General features: G+C 31.6%; 19 protein-coding genes. 7 read left to right on the forward strand and 12 right to left on the reverse strand.

The window, feature by feature from the left end:
* Positions 1-252: 252 nt before the first annotated feature.
* The 3 genes from ggt to Q0975_RS24215 are packed head-to-tail and all read right to left on the reverse strand — an operon-like array spanning position 253 to position 2,952.
* A complete protein-coding gene (ggt, locus tag Q0975_RS24205) occupies positions 253-1,962 on the reverse strand; it encodes a gamma-glutamyltransferase (RefSeq protein WP_299441996.1) in 1,710 nt (569 codons plus the stop codon).
* A 16-nt stretch (positions 1,963-1,978) separates the two neighbouring features.
* The gene (locus Q0975_RS24210) at positions 1,979-2,371 is read right to left on the reverse strand and encodes a hypothetical protein (protein WP_299441999.1); all 393 of its coding nucleotides are present in this window, start codon (positions 2,369-2,371) and stop codon (positions 1,979-1,981) included.
* Positions 2,368-2,952, reverse strand: coding sequence for an acyl carrier protein phosphodiesterase (locus Q0975_RS24215; protein ID WP_299442002.1), 585 nt, complete (start codon positions 2,950-2,952; stop codon positions 2,368-2,370). Before Q0975_RS24215 ends, Q0975_RS24210 begins: the two co-directional genes overlap by 4 nt.
* 122 nt (positions 2,953-3,074) lie before the next feature.
* Between Q0975_RS24215 and glmM the strand changes: the two genes are divergently transcribed.
* The 3 genes from glmM (at position 3,075) to Q0975_RS24230 (ending at position 7,404) form a co-directional block, all read left to right on the forward strand.
* Positions 3,075-4,463: a phosphoglucosamine mutase gene (gene glmM, locus Q0975_RS24220; RefSeq protein ID WP_299442005.1), complete on the forward strand. Its 1,389-nt coding sequence runs from the start codon at positions 3,075-3,077 to the stop codon at positions 4,461-4,463.
* Between the two features lie 262 nt (positions 4,464-4,725).
* Positions 4,726-6,183 carry a Na+/H+ antiporter NhaC gene (nhaC, locus tag Q0975_RS24225; protein WP_299442008.1) on the forward strand — a complete coding sequence of 486 codons (1,458 nt, stop codon included), beginning with the start codon at positions 4,726-4,728 and terminating at the stop codon, positions 6,181-6,183.
* A 33-nt stretch (positions 6,184-6,216) separates the two neighbouring features.
* On the forward strand, positions 6,217-7,404 hold the full coding sequence (locus Q0975_RS24230) for a PLP-dependent aspartate aminotransferase family protein (RefSeq protein ID WP_299442011.1): 1,188 nt from the start codon (positions 6,217-6,219) through the stop codon (positions 7,402-7,404).
* A 141-nt stretch (positions 7,405-7,545) separates the two neighbouring features.
* Here the strand turns inward: Q0975_RS24230 and Q0975_RS24235 are convergent, their stop codons facing one another.
* Together Q0975_RS24235 and Q0975_RS24240 are read right to left on the reverse strand one after the other, a co-directional pair.
* The gene (locus tag Q0975_RS24235) at positions 7,546-8,445 is read right to left on the reverse strand and encodes a lysophospholipid acyltransferase family protein (protein WP_299442014.1); all 900 of its coding nucleotides are present in this window, start codon (positions 8,443-8,445) and stop codon (positions 7,546-7,548) included.
* 76 nt (positions 8,446-8,521) lie between these two features.
* Positions 8,522-9,427, reverse strand: a complete 906-nt coding sequence (locus tag Q0975_RS24240) for a lysophospholipid acyltransferase family protein (protein WP_299442017.1) — start codon at positions 9,425-9,427, stop codon at positions 8,522-8,524.
* 134 nt (positions 9,428-9,561) lie between these two features.
* Between Q0975_RS24240 and Q0975_RS24245 the strand changes: the two genes are divergently transcribed.
* Positions 9,562-10,212: a rhomboid family intramembrane serine protease gene (locus Q0975_RS24245; RefSeq protein WP_299442020.1), complete on the forward strand. Its 651-nt coding sequence runs from the start codon at positions 9,562-9,564 to the stop codon at positions 10,210-10,212.
* Positions 10,213-10,271: 59 nt separating this feature from the next.
* Here the strand turns inward: Q0975_RS24245 and Q0975_RS24250 are convergent, their stop codons facing one another.
* Positions 10,272-11,393: a TlpA disulfide reductase family protein gene (locus tag Q0975_RS24250; RefSeq protein ID WP_299442023.1), complete on the reverse strand. Its 1,122-nt coding sequence runs from the start codon at positions 11,391-11,393 to the stop codon at positions 10,272-10,274.
* 358 nt (positions 11,394-11,751) lie between these two features.
* Here Q0975_RS24250 and Q0975_RS24255 point away from each other — a divergent pair, with 358 nt between their 5' ends.
* Positions 11,752-14,118, forward strand: coding sequence for a GAF domain-containing protein (locus tag Q0975_RS24255; RefSeq protein WP_299442026.1), 2,367 nt, complete (start codon positions 11,752-11,754; stop codon positions 14,116-14,118).
* Between the two features lie 6 nt (positions 14,119-14,124).
* Here Q0975_RS24255 and Q0975_RS24260 read toward each other — a convergent pair whose 3' ends face one another.
* Entirely contained in the window at positions 14,125-15,300 is a 1,176-nt protein-coding gene (locus Q0975_RS24260) for a Pycsar system effector family protein (protein ID WP_299442029.1), read from the reverse strand.
* A gap of 53 nt (positions 15,301-15,353) precedes the next feature.
* Here Q0975_RS24260 and Q0975_RS24265 point away from each other — a divergent pair, with 53 nt between their 5' ends.
* Entirely contained in the window at positions 15,354-19,058 is a 3,705-nt protein-coding gene (locus Q0975_RS24265) for a metallophosphoesterase (RefSeq protein WP_299442032.1), read from the forward strand.
* 60 nt (positions 19,059-19,118) lie between these two features.
* On the opposite strand, the gene Q0975_RS24270 is transcribed toward Q0975_RS24265, so the two are convergent.
* On the reverse strand, positions 19,119-19,589 hold the full coding sequence (locus Q0975_RS24270; protein WP_299442035.1) for a hypothetical protein: 471 nt from the start codon (positions 19,587-19,589) through the stop codon (positions 19,119-19,121).
* A gap of 451 nt (positions 19,590-20,040) precedes the next feature.
* Positions 20,041-20,328 carry a hypothetical protein gene (locus Q0975_RS24275; RefSeq protein ID WP_299442037.1) on the reverse strand — a complete coding sequence of 96 codons (288 nt, stop codon included), beginning with the start codon at positions 20,326-20,328 and terminating at the stop codon, positions 20,041-20,043.
* A 323-nt stretch (positions 20,329-20,651) separates the two neighbouring features.
* Between Q0975_RS24275 and Q0975_RS24280 the strand changes: the two genes are divergently transcribed.
* Positions 20,652-21,203, forward strand: coding sequence for a GNAT family protein (locus Q0975_RS24280; RefSeq protein WP_299442039.1), 552 nt, complete (start codon positions 20,652-20,654; stop codon positions 21,201-21,203).
* A gap of 6 nt (positions 21,204-21,209) precedes the next feature.
* Here Q0975_RS24280 and Q0975_RS24285 read toward each other — a convergent pair whose 3' ends face one another.
* From Q0975_RS24285 to Q0975_RS24295, 3 genes are all read right to left on the reverse strand, one after another.
* Positions 21,210-22,067 (reverse strand): hypothetical protein, encoded by an 858-nt coding sequence (locus Q0975_RS24285; RefSeq protein ID WP_299442042.1) that lies wholly within the window; start codon positions 22,065-22,067, stop codon positions 21,210-21,212.
* Positions 22,068-22,072: 5 nt separating this feature from the next.
* Positions 22,073-22,525, reverse strand: coding sequence for a DNA starvation/stationary phase protection protein (locus tag Q0975_RS24290; protein WP_299442045.1), 453 nt, complete (start codon positions 22,523-22,525; stop codon positions 22,073-22,075).
* Between the two features lie 93 nt (positions 22,526-22,618).
* Entirely contained in the window at positions 22,619-23,173 is a 555-nt protein-coding gene (locus tag Q0975_RS24295; protein WP_299442048.1) for an NUDIX domain-containing protein, read from the reverse strand.
* Between the last annotated feature and the right edge of the window lie 159 nt (positions 23,174-23,332).

Raw genomic sequence — 23,332 nt, forward strand, 5'->3', positions numbered from 1 at the left:
ATGTTTTAACAATGTCAATTAGTTTACACTAAATTTATAGTTAAGAATAAATCTTAAGTATAAGAATTGTTGCAATTGATAATAATTTTGATGTATGAGTCTTACGTATACGCTTTAATACGTTGTTTAATTGCTAAACAAGTAATTTTTGGTCTCCATAATTATAAAAATTAGAATTAGAGAAGTAATAATTTAAGAATATGTTTTAGTTTCAAATAATTAAGTCATTAAGTTCCTATCATAAGTTCATTTTTAAAACCCAATAGCAGTATCATCACCACGTTTATCGGCACCTCCTTCTAGACTACCATCAGGTAACACAAGAATACCATCGACTTTACCAATAACTCTGGTTTCTTCTTCATTGGTTTTATAGCCTTTTAATTTTAGGCTATCCAATACATTTTTATCGAATGAATCTGGTTCAAAAATAACAACATCTGGTAACCATTGATGGTGAAAACGTGGAGCATTTACAGCATCTTGCATAGTCATTTCGTATTCTTTTACATTTAATATGGTTTGTAAGACAGATGTAATAATTGTGGATCCTCCAGGAGTTCCAACGGACATCCATAATTCGCCATCTTTTTCTACAAGAGTTGGAGTCATCGAACTTAACATTCTTTTCTCAGGAGCAATTGCATTAGCTTCAGCACCAAGTAAACCAAACATATTAGGAGTACCTGGTTTAGCGCTAAAATCATCCATTTCATTGTTTAAAAAGAATCCTAATTCAGGAACATAAAGCTTGGAACCATAGGCACCATTTAAGGTTGTGGTTACAGAAATGGCATTCCCGAATTGATCAATAATAGAGTAGTGGGTAGTTTCACTACTTTCATAGCCAGGAATACTTCCATAGCTAAGATCAGAGGATAACGTAGCTTTTTCAAGATTAAAATCATTCATTCTTCCAGATAGATAAGCATCACTTATTAATGTGTCTATTGGGATTTTCACAAAATCAGGATCACCCAGATAAAAACTCCTATCGGCATAAGCTCTTCGTTCTGCTTCGGTTATTATTTGAATCGACTTCAAAGTATTATGTCCATAAGTACTGAGGTCGTAAGGTTCTATCATTTTCATGATTTGTGCCAGACATACACCTCCACTAGAAGGTGGAGACATGGATATAACATTAAGGTTTTTGTATGTGAATTGGACAGGGTCACGCCACTTAGCTTCATACTTATTTAGATCTTCCATGGTGATAACACCACCTTTAGATTGTATATAGTCTACTATTTTTTGACCAGTTTCTCCTTTGTAAAACTCATCTCGTCCATTTTTTATAATTCTATTAAGAGTGGCGGCGAGCATTGGATTTTTTATTGTATCGAGTGCTTTATACGTTTTGGCATATAGTATGGTGTCGTTATTAGTTTCTATAAAGAGTTCTTTAAAATGCTGTAATCTTTTTTCTTGCTTTTCTGTAATTACATAACCATTCTCAGCTAGCTGAACAACAGGAGTTAACAATTCCTTTATAGATAATGTTCCAAACTTTTGATGTACTTCAAATATACCAGCAATGGTTCCAGGTACTCCAACTGCCATGGATCCTAATTGACTTTTTTCTGGTATTGGATCTCCATTTTTATCTAAATACATATCCTTAAATGCTGCTAAAGGAGCTTTTTCGCGATAGTCAATCGCTCCCGTTTCTCCATTAGCTTTTCTGTATACCATAAAACCGCCACCGCCTAGATTACCAGCATAGGGGTACGAAACGGCGAGTGCCATTTCTGTAGCTACCATCGCATCAAACACATTTCCACCTTTTTTTAGAATATCTCTTCCTATTTTAGAAGCTTCTTCGCGAGCAGAAACAACCATAGCGTTTTTTTCGACTACTCCTAAAACTGGCTCAGGTTTAGTCTCAATATCTATAGGTTTTTCAGGGTTTGTTTTGCAGGAGATAATTGAAATAAGAAGTAAAAGGTAAAGCAATCGCATAGTAATCAACATTTAATTAGTAATTCGTTTCTTTGATGAGGTTGTTTTTTTTATCGTAAAATTTCCAATATCCAGAGGGTTTGCAATCATTTATGTGACCTTCAGATTTTATATTGCCATTTTTGTGATATTCTTTCCAGTAACCTTGTTTTTTACCTACTTCATAATGTCCTTCTGCTTTTATATTTCCATTTCTGTAAAAGAATTTCCAGAACCCTTGTCGTATTCCTTCTTTATAGTGACCAATACTTTCTGTATTAATAGAATTAGTATAATAATTTTTGGTATATCCGTTTTTAGATGTTATTGTAATTTGTTCCTTGCAAATATTTGTTATAACATAGTTGCTATTCGTTTTCTTGCAAGAAAATGTACAGATTATTACTAAAAAAAGGTAAAGAATTCTCATAAAATTCGCATTTCGTTTTTTGTAAACAATTCAAGTTCTTCAAAAAAAGAGCGAAACTCCCTTTCGAAATCATTATAATATTGTTCTAGTTCAACGACGGCAAAGTTCATTTTTGACCTGTTCTTTGTTCTATGATTCATCTGATAAAGTATTCTGCCAATACCAGGTATAGTGGCGTAACTAAGTAACCAATTATCACGCAACATATAGGGCAAGAAATCTTGAACACGTTTCGGTAAGACTTCGTAATATTCCTGGAGTAGGTCATAGAAATCAGAAACATATATATCTAATGGAATCTTAGAATATTCATCCCAAAAAGCGGCCAGATAATGATCGTATAGTATGTCTACAATTACAGTACTATAGTGTCCATATTTAGGAAATAACCTTGAAACACTTTCTCTAACTATAGGGTGACTATCCGTATACGAGTCAATCTTGCGATGTAATGTAATGCCTTGTTGGATTCGTTCGGGAAATTGAATAAACTTTTTTCCTTTAACGGAATCTGCAATAAAATTGCCTATTTGAAGCTCTTGGTCATCTCCAGAAAGGTAAATATGGGCTAAAAAATTCATTAGGTGAATTTACAATATTTTAGAAAGTTGTTATCGTTTTTATATAAACTTTAATTACAGAGTTGCGGTAATCACAGATAGCACGTACATTTGTTAAAACAAAAAAAATAATCAATCAGTATATGACATTAATCAAATCAATTTCGGGTATTCGAGGAACTATTGGCGGAAAAGTAGGGGATAATCTTACTCCTATTGATGCTGTGAAATTCGCATCAGCTTATGGTAGCTGGTTAAAAACAGAGACAAGTAAAGAACATCCGACAGTAGTCGTAGGTAGAGATGCTCGTATTTCTGGGGCTATGATTCAGCAATTAGTAATGAATGGATTGGTAGGGCTAGGTATACACGTTGTGGATTTGGGATTATCAACTACACCTACAGTAGAAATAGCAGTTCCTATGGAAAAAGCAGATGGAGGAATTATACTAACAGCTAGTCATAATCCAAAGCAATGGAATGCACTGAAGCTATTGGATGGTAAGGGTGAGTTTCTGAATGCAGAAAATGGTAAAAAGATCTTAGATATTGCTGAGAACGATGATTATAGTTTTGCAGAGGTTGATGATTTAGGGTCGATTACAGCAAATGATACATACATTGATAAACATATTGAAGAAGTATTAAACCTTTCTTTAGTAAATGTTGAAATTGTTAGAGAAGCTGGTTTTAAAGTTGTGGTAGATGCAGTTAATTCTACAGGTGGAATTGCAATTCCTAGATTACTTAATAAAATGGGAGTGGATGTGGTAGAGTTATATTGCGAACCGAATGGCCATTTTCCTCATAATCCAGAACCTCTTAAAGAACACTTAACTGATTTATCTGAACTAGTAGTGAAGGAAAAAGCAGATTTTGGACTAACTGTTGATCCAGATGTGGATCGATTGGCTTTTATGAGTGAAGATGGTGAAATGTTTGGAGAAGAATATACGTTAGTTGCTTGTGCTGATTTTGTTCTTGGTAAAACACCTGGAAATACAGTTTCTAATTTGTCATCTAGTAGAGCTTTAAGAGATGTTACTGAAAAACATAATGGTACTTATGAAGCTAGTGCAGTAGGAGAGGTAAATGTTGTGTCTAAAATGAAAGCTAATAAAGCTGTGATCGGTGGAGAAGGAAATGGAGGGATTATTTATCCTGAGTCACATTATGGAAGAGATTCTTTAGTAGGTGTAGCACTATTTTTAACTCATTTAGCAGAAAAGAAATGTAGTGTAAGTGAGTTACGAAATAGTTATCCATCTTATTTTATGAGTAAGAACAAGGTACAGTTAACTCCAACACTAAACGTAGATGAAATTCTAAAAGGATTTCATAATAAGCATATCTCAGAAGAGGTAAGTACTGTGGATGGTGTAAAAGTTGATTTTAGCGATTGTTGGGTTCATCTTAGAAAAAGTAATACGGAACCTATCATTAGAATTTATACAGAAGCATTAAGTCAAGAAAAAGCGGATCAATTGGCTAATGATACGATTGCCACATTAAAAAAGATTGCTGGAATTTAATTTAGAAACGAAAAACAATATACCATCAGGTTTGAAAACCTGATGGGTTTTTAGAGAAGTGTTTTTTAGGTTTATAATATGATGTTATTCAAAATTATAGTATAATTAATAAGATCTATCTAATACTATTTTGATCTATATTATTACTTATTTATCAGGAATATTTTTTTATGATAAATATAGGTGAGTATTTAATATATTGCTTGGTGTTAAAAGAAAAGCGAAGACTAGAGTTCTTTTTTTGATCTACTAAAAAAATTATATGAATCCATCAACGGGAAAAAAGATATCTTTTATTCATTTTTTACTCCCTATACTTTTCCTAACCGTATTGATCATTTATGGATTAATTATCCAACCTAAGCTTTTAAATAAACCAGCTTTTCCATTAGAAATCGTTTTTCTTTTAGCCACTGTGTTTTCTTCTGCTCATTTAATCTTTTTAGGTTTTAAATGGCGGACTATACAAAAAGCGATTGTCAATAAATTAGCTAAAGGTTTTCCTGCTGTACTTATATTATTTGCCATTGGGATTATAATTGGTACCTGGATCATTAGTGGAACAATACCGATGCTGATATATTATGGGATTAAATTAATTAACCCCAATTATATGTATATTCTTGCATTTATTGTCCCAATTATATTTTCTACTATGACGGGGACCTCATGGGGGTCAGTTGGTACCATAGGAGCTGTAATTATAGGAGTAGCGTCTTCAGTTGATGCAAATTTAGGAATTACTGCAGGAGCTATTATTGGAGGTGCTTTTTTCGGAGATAAGATGTCGCCCTTATCCGATACCACTAACTTAGCCGCTATGGCTGTTGATATAGATTTATATGATCATATCAGGTCTATGATGTATACTACGCTACCTTCCGCTTTGATTGCTGCTGTGGTTTTTTTTTGCATGGGATTTATACAGCCACCGCTGAGTTCAGATGTAAATGGTGTACAAATTGAAAATACGCTAACTACTATTGAATCCATGTTTAACTTCAATGTATTTCTTCTTATTCCTCCGGTTATTGTACTATATGGTTCTTTAAGAAAAAAAGATACATTACCTGTTTTATTAGCCTCATCTATTACTGCTTGTGTTTTGGCTTTTATATTTCAGAAGTTTGGAATAGAAGATATTATGATAACATTAAAAAGTGGTTTTAATATAAGTATGGCCCCATGGGTTGCTGAAGTGCCAGAAGAAGTACATAAATTATTTAATAGAGGAGGGCTTTTTGAACTTAATGAAGTAATTGTTTTTACATTGATGGTGCTTACCTTTATTGGAACTATAGATGTTACGGATGCTATGTCAAAAATCGTGAATAGAGTTTTTTCTTTTACTAAAACAAAATCTGCAATAATACTATCTTCTTTATTTTCTACGGCATTTACAAATTCTTTCACTTCTAATCAGAGCGCCACAAGTTTTATTATTGGGGATGCCTTTAAACGGAGATATGACGAATTTGGAATATCCAGAAGTGTACTTTCCAGATCCATTGAGGATTACGGGACAATGTTAGAGAGTGTTGTTCCGTGGACAGCAACTACCTTGTTTATGTCTACAACCCTAGGGGTGGCTTTTGAAGATTATTGGCATTGGCAATTATTGTCATTGATTAACTTGATAATTGCACCACTCCTTGCAATTTTGGGAGTAGGTTGTTTTTATGAAAAAAAGAATAAAAAAGAAGAAAATAAAACTGAATAGGCTATTGCTCTGTTATAAAACTGATAATTCATTATGAGGGATAAACAAAAATTAGAAACAATTCTAGCACACCACGGAGAAGAACGTGGAGCATACCACGGAGCAGTAGTACCACCCATATTCCAAAACTCCTTATTTACTTTTGAGAATTGGGAGTCTATAGATGCTGCTTTTGATGATAGAATGGAGAATTATATATATTCTAGAGGAAAGAACCCAACGGTTAATGTTGTAGAAAAAAAAATAGCAAAAATGGCTGGAGGAGAAAAAGCACAATTATTTCCCTCTGGTATGGCCGCTATATCTGCATCTTGCCTTCATTTTTTAGAACCTAATGATCATGTAATCGCAATTAAAAACCTATACGGACCGGCCAGTAAGTTCTTAAAAAAGTATTTGTCTAAAAAGATGAATGTAGAAACTACTTTTGTTTCTGGAGAACGGATTGAAGATTTTGAAAATGCTATTCAGGATAACACAAAATTAATATATTTGGAAAGCCCTTCCTCTGTTGTTTTTTCTTTACAGGATATTAATGCTGTAGCTCAATTAGCTAAAAAACGAGGGATTAAAACTATAATTGATAATACTTGGGCTACTCCAATTTTTCAAAAACCATTAGAAATGGGTATTGATTTAGAGATTCACTCTTGTTCTAAGTATTTTGGAGGGCATAGTGACTTAATTGGAGGTGTTGTCATAGGAAAAGAGAAGGATCTTAACGAAATTTTCCTTAATGAATATGAAATGATGGGGTTTAAAACTGCTCCTATGGAAGCTTGGCTGTTAATGCGTAGTCTTAGGACATTACCTATGCGATTAGAGAGACATGAATCTAACGCATTAGCTGTTGCAAATTTTTTAGAAACCCATCCCAAAATTGCTAATGTAACTTATCCAGGATTGCCAAGTTTTCCTCAATATGAATTAGGGCAAAAACAGATGAGTGGTTATGGAGGTTTATTAGCATTTCAATTGAAAACCACAGAACTGGCAAAAATAAAATTATTCTTTAATAGTTTAGAAGTTTTCCAAAAAGGCGTCGGTTGGGGAGGTCATGAAAGTTTAGTGTATGTTCCTGCAATAAGTTACCTAAAAGAACTTGACGAAGAGCAATTTACTGGTTTAGGAATTTCTACTAGTAATATTAGGATATCAGTTGGTTTGGAGCATAAAGATGATCTAATAAATGATCTGGAAGAGTGTCTTAAATTGATTTAATACCATTAGTGCTAAATCTGAATTTTTATAATTTTATTAGTATGACTAAGGTGATTGGATAAAATTGTAAGGAGTAATAACAAACATCGAAAATTTATTACACATTAAAATCTTGATATAATAAGTGTCCGGAGTGTTTTGTTAATCGATAATTGCTTCTTTTGGGATTTCCGCATTTCGATGTTTCCATCGCTTATGCGTCCATAGATAATATTCTGGTGCTTTATAAATTTGTTCTTCTAACATTCGTAAGTATGTTTTTACGATATAGTAATCCTCACAGTTTTTTGCATTTTCTGTAATTGGAATAAACTTCGCCTGGTAATAGCCTCTTTTTACTTTTTCTACGTGTAAATAAACTACAGACATATCTAATCTTTTAGCTAACACAGCTCCTCCAACGTGCGTAGGAACCTTTATACCCATGAAATCTGTCCAATAGGTAGCTTTTTCAATACTAGGTGATTGATCAGATAAAAAAGCATAAGAACAAAGTTTACCATTAACCTTGTCTCGAGTGATCTCTTTCATAGCATTGTAACTAGCAATAAGTCTGGCATCATATCGTTGACGAATTTGATGTACAAGTTGATCAAAGTATTTGTTTTTTATTTGTTTATAAACTCCTACTGTTGGGTAATCAATTAATAATTGCGTTACAGTAGACCATTCATAGCTGGCATAATGAGACATCAAAACGATAATGCTTTTGTTTTTTGCTTCTAAATTTTTTAGAGTTTCGATATTAGTGATTTTAAATCGCTCTAAAAGATCTTTGTCACTAATTGAAATAGACTTAATCATTTCTAAGAACATATCGCACATATGTTTGTAGAAAGCTTTTCGGGTTTTATGAATCTCTTGTTTAGGTTTTTCGGGAAATATGAGAATAAGATTTTCCGTTACTGATTTTCGTCTATATCTAATAATATGATATATGAAAATGTAAACACAGGTAGAAAATAAATAAAATAAACGCCAGGGTAATTTTGATATAATCCATAAAACGGGATATACCAGGCGATAAACCAATAATTGCATTACGTTAATTTAAGCATACAAATATAAAATTATTTGATGCTAAGAATCTTAGGATAATCTTAAAAATATGAAAAACCTAGTCGATTATTGCGCCTTTTGGAGGTTCTGCATTACGATGTTTCCATCTCTTATGAGTCCACAAATAGTTTTCTGGTTTACTTCTGATCTGAGCTTCTAGAAGTTTTGTGAATTTTTTCGTTATTGCATACTCATCTTCATTTTTCGGATCTTCTGAGATAGGTACTAAGGTAGCTTCATAATAGCCTCTTTTGATCTTTTCTACGTGAAGATAAAATATGCTAAGCCCAAGTCTTCTGGATAGCACTTCTCCACCAACGAAAGCAGGAACTTTTATATCCATGAAATCTGTCCAAAATGTAGCATTATTAAGCTTGGGCGATTGATCAGAAATTAAACCATATAGACTTAATTCAGGATTTTCCTTTCTTTGATCCATTGTCATTTCCCTAAAAACTTTGGCACTAGGTATTAGCCTAGAATTAAATCTTCCTCGGATACGGTGAACCAATTGATCAAAATATTTATTTTTTACAGGCTTATAGATTCCTACACATCTATATTTACTTATTAAATCTATTGAATTAGTCCATTCATAACTATTATAATGCCCCATCATAGTAATAATGCTTTTGTTTTTCTTCTCTAATGTTACCAAGGCATCTAGGTTAGTAACGTGAAAACGCTTTATGATATCTTCTTCACTGATGGATAAAGATCTGATCATCTCCAGAAACATGTCGCACATATGCTTATAAGAAGCTTTACGTATTCGATTTATTTCTTTTACATCTTTATCAGGAAAAGCTAAGTTTAGATTTTCTGTTACTGTTTTTCTTCTGTATCTAATTATATGGTATACAAGTATATATGTACAAGTTGAGAACAGATAAAATAATCGCCAAGGTAATTTTGATATTATCCAAAGTAATGGATATACAAGGCTATAAATTACTAATTGCATTGAATTCTATTTAAGCGGCTAAAGATAATCTATTTTGGCTTATCATTAATAAAATCTAAATTGATCTTATTTCAAATAAAACGCTATTCTTTAGGTTAAAATATATACTATATTTGAACGACAAAAAATCGTATATGCTAAATCTTGATATTGTTGTAATTGTTATCATACTGGCTAATGTTCTGGTTTCATTAAAAGGATTAAATGATTTTTCTTTTTTCGAACGCTATAAGTTTAATATAGGAGGAATTCGTAGAGGAGAACAGTTGCGTATGTTGGCTTCTGGGTTTTTACATGTAGATATGATGCATCTATTCTTTAACATGTTTACGCTGTATTTTTTTGCACCTGTGGTGCTTAATTCGTTAGGTAATGTTAAGTTTCTCGCGGTTTATTTTGGAAGCCTTTTTGTTGGGAATTTGTTTTCGCTTTTCTTTCATAAAGATGAGTATCATTATAGCGCTGTAGGTGCAAGTGGTGCTGTTTCTGGAATCATCTTTTCTGCGATATTGTTTCAACCCAATATGAGCTTGTATCTTATGTTAATTCCAATTCCAATTCCCGCTTACATTTTTGGTATTGGTTACTTACTATATTCTATTTATGGAATGAAAAGTAGAACCGGTAATATTGGACACGATGCACATTTTGGAGGAGCAGCTGGAGGTTATATAATGACATTGATTCTTGCTCCTTATTTGTTTAAAGAGAATCTATTAATGATTGGTCTGTTAGCTATTCCTATTATTATTTTGTTTGTGATGCAACGATTAGGTAAGTTATAGGCATAAAAAAACGACCTGATGGAATATCAGATCGTTTTGAATATTGTTTTTTGAAGAGTCTACAGAGTTTTTTCTCCTAATAATTCTGAGATTTTACTTTCTAATGCTGGGCCTCTTAAGTTTTTGGCAATCACATTTCCTTTTTCATCCAATATAAAAGTGGCTGGAATTGATCGTACACCATATGCTTTTGCAATTGGATCTTGCCAGAATTTTAAATGTGATACATGATTCCATTCTAAATTGTCCTGGTTGATTGCTTTTGTCCAATGATCTTTATTTCTATCTAAAGAAACACCTATAATATTGAGGCCTTTGTCATGATACTTATTATAAACTCTCACTACATTTGGGTTTTCTGCTCTACAAGGTTTGCACCAAGATGCCCAAAAATCAATAATAGTAATTTTACCCATGGATTCTTTTAATGAAACCATCTGACCTTCTGGATTAGGAGCGGAAAAATCTTCAGCTTCGCTACCTATATCTATTTTGCCGATGGATGCAGTAATCAATCGATCTAAGTTTTTACCTAATCGTGATGTTTTTAAAGTGTCCTCTATAGTTACATATATTTTCTTCACCTGTTTAGCAGGAACAGCTTTAAGATTCAAAAGATCTGTAAGTGCCATTACAGCTACCAAAGAGTTTGGATTGTTTTCGGCAATTTCTTTACGGAAATTATTTTCGTTTGCGCGTAACTCTTGTAATTGAGTTGATAATTTTGATGCTTTTTCCGTTTCTTTTAATTTAGAAGCTATTTGATATTGGTTGCTAAGCTCTTGTCTTTCTTTTCCAAAAGCATTCATTTTTTTCAAATAGGTAAAAAATAGTTGGTTTTCAGAACCACCCTTTACTATTGATGATCGCAAACTATCTTTATAAATAGTCATTCTGATTGGATTGTTTTCAGCTAAAAACAATACATTTTGAGGAATTGCTTTGAAAGTTAAATAGTTAAAGTCATTGTCTTCTACTGCAGGTAATGATATCTTAAATTTACCTTGTTGAATTGTTGTAGAATCAATAATTGTAGGTCGGTTTGACTGATTTATTGCATTCACATATACCGTAACTCCATCCTCAAATCCTTCTGTTTCTGCAGAAATTGAATATCCCTTTTCTTCTTTTTCGCATGCAGCGGATAGCAATATGAGTGCAAGCAGTACTATTTTTTTCATTATTCTTTTTTTTTGATCCGTAAAAATAGATAATATGACCTTTAAACCCCAATAATTAACTTTTAAATATAAGTAATTGTTAAAATTCAGGAAATCAACATAGTTTTATATATTTAATTAGATACGTATGTAACAAATACTATGATATAAACGTCTAATTAATAACCTTATTTCTTTGGATTTGTGTCCAAATTTATGATTTTCATACGTATTAAGGTAAAATCATTCGTCATAAGTATATGATTATGGAATGAAATCTAGTAAAGATATAGCGCTTCTTAATTTAATAAATTGTTAATATTAACTTAACCAGCGTAGAATGTATTATTTTTGTTGAACTACCATAAATAAACCAGTTATGAAGGTGTTGGAGCACGATTTTCCATTAGATATAAGGATAAGCTTCTCTTTGTTTTTTGATCAATATAGAGAGTTTTTGAATAGCGATAATAAATTGCTGCGTGATCGTGCAGAAAGTGTTTTGAAAATCGCTTCAGAATTTCCTGAATTAGAGGAAGGAATTAAGACAGAGGAAAGAGTTCAGGAGTTATTACCACAGATAGAGTTAGTTTTAGAAGATTCTTTTTCACAAATTTTACAGAAAAACGAAATAAAAATAGCTACAATTCCTTTTAATAACACGGTTGTAAAGTCTACTCAGCGATATAAAAACATTATTGATGCAGCTGGTTTTGATTTTGAACCTCAGATTAAAAACCTGGATGAAGATCATTATTTTATCATGGGATGTAGTATAATTCTAAGTCAATATTATGGATATAAGATTGATTTTAGAAGACCATTTTTCTATGATATTCCGGATGCTTCTGGTATCATGCGCCATTACAGAATTTTGTACAATGGCGATTTTATCGAGGTGATCAAAACTGATCAAGCAAGAGATATTACAGAAGAAGATGTTGCAATTTTGATAGATAATTTTGATAATGTAGCAATCTGGAAAGAAAAGTTTCCACCCAGTAGTTGGATTTTTAAGGGTATAGTAATCGCAAATCTTTTTGACGTAACAACAGATTTTGCATTGTCCGAATTTAAGACCAGTCTATTAAAATACGATAAAAAGAAAGGGGATTTCATTGGTAGTTTTCAGGATATATTCAGAGGAGTATTTAATCTCCCGGAAATTAAAGTCGGTTTTTCTAATTATAATGAAGAAGAACGTGTATTAGAAAGAGTTCCGTTTAAAACCATTGATAGTTATATTTTACATAAAGAGTATTCTGATTGTTGTGAAACGGCATTGTGTAAAGGCACCTATCATTCTATGTTTGAAAAATCCGAACCTTTTGCGATTTCAAATACGGAAAAAATGTTTAAAACTTATCCAGAAGAGCTTATGTATGCTAATCTGGTTAAACAGAATATAAAAAGTGCAATAATTGCTCCTATAGAAAATGAAGGTAAGTTATTAGGGGTGTTAGAAATAGTTTCTCCAAATATTCAGGAGTTGAATAGTATTAACGCTAATAAATTACAGGATATAATGCCCTATTTGGTAGATTCTGTATTACGATCTAAAGCAAAAGCTGAAGATGAATTAGAATTGGTGATTCAGGAAGAATGTACTTCTATTCATCCTAGTGTATATTGGAAATTTAGACAAGAAGCAAAACGTTTTCTGCGTGCTAAGGTGGAGGAAAATCCAGTTTCTTTTAGAGAAGTAGTTTTTGAAGATGTATATCCATTATTTGGACAAATAGATATCAAAGGTTCATCTAATGCACGAAATAATTCTGTGCAGAGAGATTTAGTACTTCAGCTAAAAGCCATTGCTAAAGTTATTAATAAAGTAATAGAAATAGATTCTTTACCTATTTATGATGAAATTAAGTTTAGAATCAATAATTATATAAGTTTAGTGTCTGATCACTTGCAAGTCGATAGTGAACAAAGGATTTTGGATTTTATCAAGAGAGAAATTAAACCACTTTTTAAACATTTAAGTGGAACCAATGTAGCATTAGAGGGCTTGATTAATCAATATAATAACTCATTAGATAAGAGCAGTAAAACATTGTATAAGCATCGCAAAGCCTATGATGAATCGGTGATGTTGATTAATAAAAAGATGGCAGCTTTGCTGGATAAGAAGCAAGAGGAGGCTCAAAAAATGTATCCTCATTATTTTGAAAGATTCAAAACGGATGGTGTAGAACACAATATGTATATAGGTGAATCCATTACCAAGCAGAATAGCTTTAATAAAATATACTTGTATAATTTAAGGTTGTGGCAATTACAGGTAATGTGTGAAATGGAGAATGAATATTACCAGCTAAAGAAAGATCTTCCAGTTCCTTTGGATGTAGCTTCTATGGTACTAGTATTTAATGCTTCATTATCGGTAAGATTTAGAATGGATGAAAAACGTTTTGATGTTGATGGTACTTATAATGCAAGATATGAGGTCGTAAAGAAAAGAGTAGATAAGGCAAACATAAAAGGAACTGATCAACGTATTACAGAGAAAGGAAAATTAGTGGTAGTATATTCTCAACGTTCTGACGAGATGGAATATATAAAATACATCAATTTCTTACAATCCAAAAAATACCTCGAAGATGAAGTTGAGATAGTGGAATTAGATGATCTTCAGGGAGTTACAGGTCTTAAGGCTTTGAGAGTAAATATTCTTTATAATAAAAATAAAGAAGATCAAGAATATTATACCTATGATGATCTAATGAAAGAAATCAATAAGTAATTTCTTTTACTGTAAGGTGTTAAATGCTATTACAAAAGAAATAGAAGAAGTAATAAAGCCAATCATAAAAACTGTGTAGGTAATACGTAGTATTTTATATTTTCTATGAAGAACTTTACCCAAAAAGTATAAATCTTTTATCATCGTATCATAAATATATTCTTTATCATCCATAAGTTCGTGCATGGCCCATTTATATTCGTCAAGGGGCATCTTATGAAAATTACCAAAGAATAATAGATTAACTTTTTTCTCCTCGATTTCTTTACGAGTGAATTCACCTCCTGTGACATTAGGTCTTGTTGCTAGGACCGATAGTAACATGGATACGATACTAAAAACAATAAAGATTAATGTTGGGTAAATCAAATATTGATTAGAAGGGTTATCTAGTTTAGGAATTAAATTAGATAATGCTAAGGATATAATAATAGCATTTACAGATAACAGAATATTGGCTTTAGTATCAGCGATATCACTTAGTTTTAGATGATTTCTAAGTGTAACTCTAAATAATGTCTGAATCCCTTTTTCTGGGCTTTCCTCTTTCACCAATTTCTTAAGCTTTTGTTTTTTCTTTTTCTTCTTTAAAGCTGCCTGCTCATTTAATATTTCCAAAAGGTGTTCTTCTTTTCTAGGTTGCCAATTGTTAATTGCATATTCTGTATAATACTCGTGTTTGTTCTTTAAGAAATCAATATTAATTTTTAACCAATCACTCGTACTGTAATTTTCTTTGTTGTTTAATTCAAATTCCTGTCTTAAGAATTCACTAGTTTCTTTAAAATAACCTTTTGCCAAATGTGATGCATCAGCATCTCTAATGATTTTTTCTAATAGGTTAGTTGGCTTATGTTCCATTTTGGTAGCCATTATTAATGAAGAAACTTTATGTATGATATCCTCAGAAATACCTTGATCTTTTAAAAAGTTTTTAGAAATACGAACACTATGTTCCTCGTGATTATCAAGACTTTCTGAGTAACCAGTGTCATGAAGTAAGGCTGTCAACAATAATACATCTTTATCTTCTTCAGAAATATCAGTGTTGTCAATAATTTCTTTTGTACTTTTAAATACTCTTTTGGTATGAGTGTAATTATGGTATATACAGGTTTCGGGGAGCTTTTTTGTAAAAAGTTCAGAAACATAATTGTCAGTTTTTTCTACTAGCGCGTCCATATTATAATTTTTCAGTAACCAAAATAATTAAAAAAAAGTGAATGTACTCCTTTATGAATAAAAATATCCTATCGTTCTTAGTAATCGCTATATTATTATTAAACTCATGTGCTACTTACACACCTCAATACTTAGACGAAAATTTTTCTCAAAAATTACCAGATAAAGAGATAGAAAAAAGTTTTTATCTCATTGGAGATGCTGGAAATGCTAATATAAATGAAAGTACTCCAGGATTAGATGCATTGAAACAAGTGCTGAAAAAAGAAAAGACTGCGGATGATTATTTGATATATCTTGGGGATAATATTTATCAAAAGGGAATGCCTGATAAAGATTCTCCAGAAAGAGCTTTGTCAGAACATCGAATTGATGCTCAGATTAATGCCTCGGATTCGTTTGAAGGAGAAGTGATTTTTATCCCAGGAAATCATGATTGGTATAATGACGGAGTAAAAGGTTTAAAGAGGCAAGAAAAATATGTAAGAAAAAAATTAGATAATAAAAATTCTTTTTTACCATCAAAAGGATGTCCTATAGAAAGTATAGAAGTAAGTGATCAGATTCAACTTATTATTCTGGATACACAATGGTATCTCGCTGATTGGAACAAAAACCCAACAATTAATGATAATTGCGAAATTAAAACTAGAGATAAGTTCCTAAATGAGGTAGCCGGAGAACTTAAAAAACATAATGGTAAGACCGTTTTAGTGGTAATGCATCATCCGATGTTTACAAATGGACCTCATGGTGGAAAATATAATTTTAAGAGTCATATATTTCCTTCTAAAAAGAAAATACCTTTACCGGTTTTGGGATCGCTTGTGACACAAATTAGATCACAAGGAGGAGTATCTCCACAAGATCGATATAATGAAAGTTATAATCAGTTGATGAGAAGATTGTCAACTTTTGCAAGAGATAGTGAAAGAGTTATTTTTGCTTCGGGACACGAACACTCATTGCAGTACATCGATAGCGATGGATTAAAACAAATAGTTTCTGGATCTGGAGCCAAAATTTCTGCAGCTTCCTTAGGGAAAGATGGATTGTTCTCATATCCCAATCAAGGCTTTGCTATATTGGATGTATATACTGATGGGTCATCTAATGTACGCTTCTATGGTAATGAAAACGGAAAAGCAAAGTTAGTATATCAAACAGATGTTCATAAACAACCAGAAGTATATGATAGTGGTAGTTTAGATAATTCTTTTGACACAGAAGTTTCAGCATCAATATATAGCAGAGAAGAGACTAAAAAATCTAATTTTTATCAATCTTTATGGGGAGATCACTATAGAAAAGTATATAGCACCGATATCAAAATCCCTGTCGCTACATTAGATACTTTAATGGGAGGATTCACTATCGACAGAAGAGGAGGAGGTCAGGTAACTAGGTCTTTACGGTTGATAGATAAAGATGGGAAACGATATAGCTTGAGAGCTATGAGAAAGAGTGTTACACAGTTTTTGCAAAAGGGTGTATTTGTAGACACTTATTTAGAAAATGGCTTCGATGATACATTTACAGAAGAATTACTTGCAGATTTCTACACTTCTAGTTATCCATATGCTTTTTTAGTAGTAGGTGGGTTAGCAGATGCAATTGATGTGTATCATGCCAACTCAAAAGTGTATTACATTCCTAAACATCCAGCTTTAGGGAAGTATAATAAAGACTTTGGTGATGAAATGTATTTTCTGGAAGAACGCCCAGGTAAAGAACATAAAGATGTGGTTTCTTTTGGAAAGTCAGATGATATTGAAGGAACAGATGATTTGCTTAAAAATCTTAGAAAAGACGAAGAGTATCAGATGGATGAGCCTCATTATATTAGAACCAGACTATTTGATATGATTTTAGGAGATTGGGATAGGCATTCTGATCAGTGGAGGTGGTCCCGTTTTGATACAGATCAAGGGAAGATGTATAGACCCATACCTAAGGATCGTGATCAGGTATTTTCTAATTATGATGGAGGACTGCTTGATGTTATAAAGTTTATCGTTCCGATAACAAGAAAGTTTCAGGTATATGACGAGAAATTAAAAAATATTAGATGGATTAATGAAGCTGGAATACGATTGGACAGAACATTTGCGCAAAGCTCCAGTAAAGAGATTTGGTTAGAACAGGCTAAGTATATTAAAGAAAACCTTAGTGATGAATCTATTGACAAAGCATTCAAGAATTTACCTTCAGAATTACAAGATGAGACAGTAGAAAGAATCAAGAAATACCTTAGAAAAAGAAGAGATGATGTAGAGGATATAGCGGGGCGATATTATAAATACCTTTCTAAACAGGTAACTATAAGAGGAACAGATAAAGATGATCTTTTTGAAATCATAAGAAAGGATAATCAAACAACTGTGAAAATTTCTAGATTAAAAAAAGGGAACCCTCAAAAACCATTTTATGAAAGAACTATGTCTTCTAAAGAAACCCAAGAAATATGGATTTATGGACTGGATGATGATGATCAATTTATCGTTACCGGAAAAGGTAGTAATCCTATTTGCACTAGAATAGTTGGTGGACAAAACAACGATGTATATACTATAGAAAACGGAAGACAAATAAGAGTGTATGATCATAAATCAAAACCGAATACTATTAAGAAAAAAGGCGGAGCCAAGTTTATTTTTAGTAATAACTATAATCATAATACCTATGACTACAATAAGTATATAGATAAGACAAATACACTAACACCATTGGTTGGATTTAATCCAGATGATGGATTTAATATAAATCTTACAGATGTATACACGGTAAGAGGATTTAATAATAGTCCATACCAAAGTAAGCATACCATCAAAGCAGCTTATTACTTTGCGACAGAAGGCTATGATATATCCTATAAAGGAGAGTTTGTAAATGCTGTGGGTAATTGGAACCTGCAAGTTGGAGGTAAGTATACAAGTGAGAATTTTGCGCAGAACTTTTTTGGTTTTGGAAACAATACAGTCAATCTTGATGATATTCTTGAATTAGATTATAATCGGGTGAAAACAGGAATTTGGTCTCTAGATATTGGTGTTGCTAAAAAAGGAAGGTATGGAAATGGATTTTCTATAACTGGATCTTATGAAGGAGTAGAAGTTCAGGATTCACAAGGCAGATTTATTACTTCCGGACTTGGTTTTGTTATTTCTGATCCAGAGTTTTTTGAAAGAAAGTTTTTTGCCGGAATAGATCTGGATTATGAATATAAGAGCTTTGATGTTAGTGCAAATCCTACCAGAGGTATGTTGTTTAAACTGCAAGGTGGTTCTAAAATGAATTTAGATGATACCGACAGAACTTTTGGTTACATAAATCCAAAACTTGGATTCTATAATGCAATTACAAAAGACCGAAAATTGGTCTTAAAAACAGATGTGCAAGGAGAGTTTATAATTGGTGATGGTTTTGAATTTTACCAAGCAGCTACATTAGGTGGAATTAACAGCTTAAGAGGGTTTAGAGAAGAACGTTTTACGGGTGATAAAGCACTAGCCTTTAGTGGAGATCTTAGGTATAGTTTTAATAAATTCAAAACAGGTTTATTACCATTGCAACTAGGGATTTATGGTGGATATGATGTCGGTAGAGTATGGTTTGACGGAGAAGATGCTAACATTTGGCACGATTCTATAGGAGGAGGATTTTGGATCAATGCTGTAGATGCGATTGCTGGTCAATTCAATTTATTCAGTAGTGATGATGGTTTAAGATTTACTTTTGGATTAGGGGTAAGTTTTTAGAATAAAAAACTCCTTAAAAAGATGTAATATGTTTTTAAGGAGCTATAAGAATAGTTTTTTCTAAAAATCAGTATCCATGCTACTAGCAATAGTATTAACCTTAGGTGCATTGCTAATTAGCAAAGTTGGATTTTCTATTGTTTTGTAATAAAAATAGTTTGTTTCAATAGCGCTTTTATTTTGTATCTGAGAAGATTGCATTACGATTATTGGTTGTTCTTTTGTTATTAGTGCTGTAGTAGCTTTTATGGGGTTATCATAAGAACCATAAGCTACTATTTTAGAACCACCATTAATAATAATGGTAACTCTAGTATGATTTAAGCTTTTTAGTATAACACCTTCTTCTATATTTAAAATTGCTCCATTGGATAATTCAATGTTTTTAGGTACGATGTATGTCGTGTTTTTTGTCAATGTAAGATCAGAAGTAATAAGAGTAGACAACTGATTATCCACATTAGTTTGAGCAATTAAAAAATTTGACAAGAATAGCATAACAAGTAATTGGGGTATGTAGTTTTGTATCATATAGATGGTTTTTGGGGTTAGTATATTTGTAGGTTATTTCCTTCTAATTTACATAAATAATTTATGTAATTGGTTTTTTATCTGTTTTTTAAGTATTTAGGATTGTTTATTGATTGTTTATAATTATTTTTTATGGTTTTGAAACCTTGCTATTACTGATGTTCCCTGTAAAGTATTATAATGATCATTATTGAATCTTGTTAATAACTTACAGTTTTGTAAATCAATAGTTTATATTGTTTTATTGGTTATTAGTAATAATATTACAGAAATGGAGAGTTTATTATTGAATTGTTTGATAGATAATTAAAATGTGAAGGAGATAATAATGTAATTTATGATAACTACTCTAAAGTTTTTAAAAAAAAGAAGCTCCCAATATAAGATGCGAAAATATCAGGAGCTTCTCGGTTAAGGAACAATCAATTTGTTCACAAAACAAAATAGTATTTTAAAAAAAATCTAAAGTAGTTCTTGGTACAGAAGTATCTATAGTTTTAGTCATTTCTAACGTAGCTTTTGTTTTGCTATTAGTTTTTTTAGTTTTGCTAATAGATTGCTGCGAAGTATTAGTGTAACTATTTAGTTTTTCTTTGGGAAGCTTGGTTTCGTGATTTACAGACTTAAGTATCGTGCTTTCTGCAATTTTGTTTTTGTTAACTGAAATGTTTTCTTGAGAAAAAAGTAAACTTGATGATAAAAAGGTTATCAACAATATACAAGCTGGGGCGGCTTTCATATATAAATTAGGTGTTTGGGGTTAAATAGATGAGAATTTGTATTACATTTTGTAACGAATTCCTTGTCCAATTTAGCAATAAATAAAACTATAAAATGTTCTTAATCAACTGAAAACGATCTTATATATGTTATGAATTGTTAAAAAGTAGGTTTTGTACTACTTATTATTAATTGCTTTTAACGGTATTTGTTGTTTTTGTCGACAAAAGGTTAAAGCTTTAGTTTAAGTGTGTAAATGTTAATAACTTTTACGAATATTTTTGCAGTAGGTTAGAAATATCAAAAGAGTACTTGTATAATCCATTATAAATAATCATTCATTTGAAAAATCCAATATTAGTAACAAATAGAGTACAGCTTAAAATTGTATCATTATCTGATTTATCTAAAACTCATGAACTATTGTTAATTCCAGAAGTGGATCAATACAATGCTTTAGGGATTCCTACTAATACAGAAGTTACTTCGGTATATCTGGATGAATGGATTGATAGTTATCAAATGAGAAAAGAATTCGTATTCTCTCTAAACTCTCTTGTGGATGATAGTTTCATTGGACTTATATCACTAAAAATAGGAAATCCGAAATATAGTATTGGCTCAATTTGGTATAAACTGCATCCGGATTTTTGGGGTAAAGGATATGCTACAGAAGCTGCTAAGGCGATTTTGAAATTTGGTTTTAAGGAAGTTGGTCTGCATAGGATTGAAGCAGGATGCGCAATTGATAATATAGGTTCTATTAGAGTGTTAGAAAAAGTGGGAATGATCAGAGAAGGTCATAAGCGTAAGGTATTGCCTCTTAAAACTGGATGGTCTGATAATTATGAATTTGCAATGCTAGAAGAGGATTGGTTTAGTTTACCAAAATAATTATTTTTAATTGATAGGATATTCATACAATCGTCCTTTAGTATTCTTCCTTTTTTCATCAACAATCAAAAGGGTGGAGTCATTTTTAAAACAGATACCTTCTTTTTGAGAAAAGTGATTAAGCTTTATCTTTTCGATAGTACCATTAAATAGATCATCACCTTTAAAATCGGATAGGATGAATACTTTGTTATAAGTGAGAAGAGCAATTTTATCTCCTTTGTTATTAATAGCTGCTCCACTAATAAAACAATCATTAGGATCGTTACCAGTTTTGTAAGTTGTAATTAGTTTAGCAATCTGTTTCTCTGGTTTGTTTTCTACTTTATAAAGTTTTGTTACTCCATCAAATTTTTTACTTCGATTTTTAGAGAATAAATAGAAGCTCCCATTTTTATAAATAAAAGCTTCTATATCAAAATTTCTATGCTTTTTTCCTGGAGGAAACTTCTTTTGATCCTCTAAACTAAATTTTATTTTGGAGGTTTCTAAACTATCAGAATGAATCCCTGAAACTTTATATATAGCAAGGTTTTTTCTGTCATTATAATTATTACCAAAATCACCAATATAAATAGAGCCTTCATTGTCATACGTAATATCTTCCCAATCCTTGTTCTTGCTATTTGGAATTTTGAATGATTTGGTAATCTCACCTTTTTGATCTAATTGAAATAAAGTATTGCTGTTGCCAGAATCATTAATAGCGTAAATGCTAATATCATTTGGTAATTTCGTAATACCTGATATTTCCTTTAAGGAATTAGATAAATTACTTATTGTTACCAGATCAGAGTTGCTTTTTTTTTGACAACAAACAGTTAAAGATATAGTCAATAAAAGAAAGAAGATTTTTAGTTTCAAAATTTTTAGTTTTTTTGATTCCAGGCGTTTAACATCCAGTTTGTTTTCTCTAGTTCACCAATATATGTGCCAGTAATGTCGAGAGTTCCATCATCACCAGCATCTTCTGCTTCTTTTGTAACAGATTTTAATTGCTTCAGAATAATATCATGATCTTCAAGAACAGCTGAGATCATTTCGTGATCTACTAATTTGGTGTCTGCTTCCTTTATGGAAGAAGTCGTAAGATATGAACTATAATTACTTATAGGCTTTGCTCTTAAAGTTAAAATTCTTTCAGCAATTTCATCAATCTTCAATTTAGCATCTTCATAAAGTTCCTCGAATTTTTCATGAAGTTCGAAAAAATTGCGCCCGGTAATATTCCAGTGAAAATTTCTTAGCTTTTGATAATGCATATGATAGTCTGCAAGTAATACATTTAGTGCTTGTACGGTTCCTTTATTTGAATACGTCATAGTTTTTGCTTATAGTTTATTTCATTTCAATACAAAAATACTATAATAAAACGTATGGAATTAAATTTACGATAGTTCATAACAATGTCGGTATCATGTGAATCGATTTGTGATTTCTTTAAGAATGAAATTATAGTATTCGGCATCATGAGGAACATAATTTTTCATAATTATGAGATCTTTAAGATGATTTTTCAATAATTGAATTGGTATTAGTTTAATTTCACCAACTTCTTCTTCTTGTAGGGTAAGTGTGTCTATAGGATGAGATAATTTGGATAGATATATATAGTGAAATTCATTGTCCAACAGATCAGGTTTTGGTTGCTTTTCTGATAGATAGATTCCTATGTAGTCTAAATCTGTTATTTTTATAGATAAGCCAATTTCTTCTTCAATTTCACGTAAAGCGGAGTTTTCTTTAGATTCACCTTTGGCTATATGTCCTGCAACAGAAATATCCCAAAGATTGGGGTATGTATCCTTATCTTTTGCTCGTTTTTGTAATAATACTTTTCCATCTATAGTATAAAACCAGATATGAACACTTGCATGATACAAGCCTAATCGATGCGCTTCAGATTTTAATTGAACTTCGCCTGTGAATTCTCCATTTCTATTTAATATGTCGATAAGTTCGTCTGCCATACTCTCATTACTAATAGATGTTTTTAAAAATAATTATTAAAATTTAGAATCATGCAATACTTGATAATTATTCATTAAGGATTAATTTATTTAATTCTTAAAGTAATATATTTATCAAAGAATATTAAAAATTGTATTACTCCTATTTTAATTTTATTT

This window comes from uncultured Aquimarina sp. (assembly GCF_947500065.1).
Taxonomy (GTDB): domain Bacteria; phylum Bacteroidota; class Bacteroidia; order Flavobacteriales; family Flavobacteriaceae; genus Aquimarina.